Source organism: Pseudomonas sp. R62, from assembly GCF_000257605.1.
GTDB lineage: Bacteria > Pseudomonadota > Gammaproteobacteria > Pseudomonadales > Pseudomonadaceae > Aquipseudomonas > Aquipseudomonas atacamensis.
Genome location: NZ_JH635998.1, coordinates 3,824 through 7,583, shown reverse-complemented (window position 1 = coordinate 7,583; position 3,760 = coordinate 3,824). Strand labels below are relative to the sequence as shown.

Sequence of the window (3,760 nt, the reverse complement as noted above, 5' to 3'; positions counted from 1 at the left end):
TGCCCTGTTTGCCCTTGTCACCTCGATCACACCGGGGCCGAACAACACCATGTTGCTGGCGTCCGGAGTGAATTTCGGTTTCAACCGCACCATTCCACACATGCTCGGCATCAGCTGCGGCTTCTTTTTATTGGTGGTAGCGGTGGGCTTCGGCCTTGGCGCGGTGTTTCAGGCCTATCCGATTCTGTATACGGTGCTGCGTTATGTCGGCGCGGCGTATTTGTTGTATCTGGCCTGGAAGATCGCCCACTCCGGCCCGGTCGGCGACAGTGCCCACGGCGAGGCGAAACCGATCAGCTATCTGGGCGCCGCGGCGTTCCAGTGGGTCAATCCCAAGGCGTGGATCATGGCCATCGGCGCCATCAGCACGTACACGCCGATGCAGGGTTATTTCTATAACGTCGTAATCATCGCGGCGGTGTTCGCCATCATCAACCTGCCCAGTGTCGGCCTGTGGGCGGCGTGCGGCACGCTGTTGCGCAATGTGCTGAAAGATCCGCGCTGGTTGCGCGTGTTCAATTGGGGCATGGCGGCGCTGTTGGTGATCTCGCTGTATCCGTTACTTCTCGAAAGCTTTCACTGACGCATTGCTTCAATCGCCGGCCCGTTGCCTGTTAAGCTCGGTTTCAGGAGCGTTCCTACGCACTTTTAAATGAAGCCCTACTTCTTTAACGGCATCCGATCAGGTATTGATGACGCTCTCGAACCCATGCACAGCTCACGAGGCTGTGCATTGTCGTTTGCAGACACGAGCCTCCTGATCCCGGAACACGCTCTGCGAGTCCTTTATGAACACACGTCCGTTGTATTTCGATTACGCCGCCACCACCCCGGTGGACGAGCGGGTCATCCAGGTGATGATCGAATGTCTGGGTTTTCACGGTAACTTCGGTAACCCGGCGTCCAGCTCCCACGCTTTCGGCCAGCAGGCCCGGCAGACGGTCGAGCAGGCACGTCGGCAAGTCGCCGATCTGGTCGGCGCGCAGCCTGAGCAGATCGTCTGGACCTCCGGTGCCACCGAGTCCAACAACCTCGCCCTCAAAGGCGTCTCCCAGGCCCGTGGCGTTTGCGGCGGGCACATCATTACCAGTCAGATCGAACACAAGGCCATTCTCGACACCGCGCGGCAATTGCAGGACTCGGGCATTGCCGTGACCTATCTGGTGCCGGACGCCCAAGGCTTGATCACGCCGCAAGCGGTCAGCGAAGCGATGCGTGATGACACGTTTCTGGTCTCGCTGATGCTGGTCAACAACGAGTTGGGCACGGTCAATGATGTCGAGGCGATTGGCGAAGTGGTGCGCAGTCGGCAGGCGTTGTTTCATGTGGATGCGGCGCAAGGCGCGGGCAAGGTCGCGATCGATCTGAGCCGCTGGCCGGTGGACCTGATGTCGTTTTCCGCACACAAACTCTACGGGCCCAAAGGCATCGGCGCTTTGTATGTCGGCCCGCAGGCGCAGCAACGCTTGCAGGCACAGATCCACGGCGGCGGTCATGAAGGTGGCCTGCGCTCCGGAACCCTGGCGACTCATCAGATTGCCGGGATGGGCGCTGCTTTCGCTTTGGCCGCCGACGCATTTGATGAAGAAAAAAAGTCCATCATCGCTTTGCGCGAACGCTTGCTCGAACAGCTTTTGAAGTTGCCCGGCGTGCGCCTCAATGGCAGTGCCTCGCAACGCATTCCGCACACCCTGAGCCTGACCTTCAGCGAGGGCGAGTTCAACAGCGCCGCATTGAGCCATTCGATCGCGTTTTCCGCGACGTCGGCGTGTAATTCCGCAAGTAATGCGCCGTCCCACGTGCTGCTCGCGCTCGGGCACGATGCGCGGCTGGCGGGGCGCACCATTCGCTTGAGCCTCGGGCGGTTTGCCACCGTTGAGGATGTCGACAAGGCCGTTGACCTGATCACAACCGCCTGCGCCAGTGCTCCGGCATTCTGGGCGACAGGGCTCTAAACAGCAGACGCTTTCCATGGCCGCGAAGGCTACGAACAATAACGATGACGCGATTAGCAGGAGACATGATGAGTTCCCACACCTTGACCGAAGGATCGGTGCCTCAGCGCCTGGCGCATACCCGTGAACTGATGCGCCGCGAAGGCATCCATGCGCTGCTGGTGCCGTCCGCCGACCCGCATCTTTCGGAATACCTGCCGGGTTACTGGCAGGGCCGGCAATGGTTGTCGGGTTTCCACGGTTCGGTCGGTACGCTGATCGTCACTGCGGATTTCGCCGGTGTGTGGGCCGACAGTCGTTACTGGGAACAGGCGACGAAAGAGCTCAACGGCAGCGGCATCGAACTGGTCAAGCTGCAACCGGGGCAGCCGAGCCCGCTGGACTGGCTGGCGGAGCAAACCCCCGAGGGCGGCGTGGTTGCCGTTGATGGTGCGGTAATGGCGGTGGCTTCGGCGCGCACACTGAGCAGCAAGCTCGAGGCACGCGGTGCTCGCCTGCGCACCGATATCGACCTGTTGCAGGAAGTCTGGCGTGATCGCCCGAGCCTGCCGAACGCGCCGATCTATCAGCATCTGCCGCCGCAAGCGACCGTCAGCCGTGGCGAGAAACTCGCGAAATTGCGCGAAACCTTGCAAGAACGTGGTGCCGACTGGCACTTCATCGCCACCCTGGATGACATCGCCTGGCTGTTCAACCTGCGTGGTGGTGATGTCTCGTTCAATCCGGTGTTTGTTTCGTTCGCCTTGATCAATCAGCAACAGGCCACGCTGTTTGTGGCGCTGAGCAAGGTCGATGCCGATCTGCGCGCGGTACTGGAGCAGGATGGCGTGACGCTGCGTGACTACAGCGAAGTGGCCGATGCGTTGCGTGCTGTGCCGAGCGGCGCGAGCCTGCTGGTCGATCCGGCGCGAGTGACCATGGGGTTGCTGGATAATCTGGACAGTGGCGTGAAACTGGTCGAAGGCCTCAACCCGACTACGTTGGCCAAGTCGCAGAAAAGCGAAGCCGACGCGCAGCACATCCGTAAAGCGATGGAGCAGGATGGCGCGGCGTTGTGCGAATTCTTTGCCTGGCTGGAATCGGCGTGGGGGCGCGAGCGCATCACCGAACTGACCATCGACGAGAAACTTACCGCTGCCCGTGAACGTCGCCCCGATTATGTTTCGCTGAGCTTCAACACCATTGCCGCGTTCAACGCCAATGGCGCGATGCCGCACTATCACGCTACTGAAGAGGAGCATGCGGTAATCGAGGGTGATGGTCTGTTGCTCATCGACTCCGGTGGCCAGTACCTCGGCGGTACCACAGACATCACACGCATGGTCCCGGTGGGTACGCCGACTCAGGAGCAGAAACAGGATTGCACGCGCGTGTTGAAGGGTGTGATTGCGCTGTCGCGGGCACGATTCCCGAAAGGCATTCTGTCGCCGCTGCTCGACGCCATCGCTCGTGCGCCGATCTGGGCTGACAACGTCGACTACGGTCACGGCACCGGTCATGGCGTGGGCTATTTCCTCAACGTTCACGAAGGTCCGCAAGTGATCGCTTATCAAGCGGCACCGGCACCGCAGACGGCGATGCAGCCGGGGATGATTACCTCGATCGAACCCGGCACTTATCGCCCGGGTCGCTGGGGCGTGCGCATCGAGAACCTGGCGATGAACCGCGAGGCCGGCAGCAGCGAATTCGGCGACTTCCTCAAGTTCGAAACCCTGACGCTGTGCCCGATCGATACCCGCTGCCTGATTGCTGACCTGCTGACCCACGAAGAAAAGCAGTGGCTCAATGCTTATCACAGCGAAGTA

General features: G+C 60.8%; 3 protein-coding genes. All 3 read left to right on the top strand.

Features of this window, described 5'->3' with window-relative positions:
* Window positions 1-583: LysE family translocator (locus OQK_RS01545; protein WP_016770797.1), on the top strand; the 583-nt coding region annotated here is incomplete at its 5' end.
* Between the two features lie 205 nt (window positions 584-788).
* Window positions 789-1,955, top strand: coding sequence for an aminotransferase class V-fold PLP-dependent enzyme (locus tag OQK_RS01540; RefSeq protein ID WP_016770796.1), 1,167 nt, complete (start codon window positions 789-791; stop codon window positions 1,953-1,955).
* Between the two features lie 68 nt (window positions 1,956-2,023).
* Window positions 2,024-3,760 (top strand): aminopeptidase P family protein (locus OQK_RS01535; protein WP_016770795.1); only part of this gene is annotated, 1,737 nt, incomplete at its 3' end.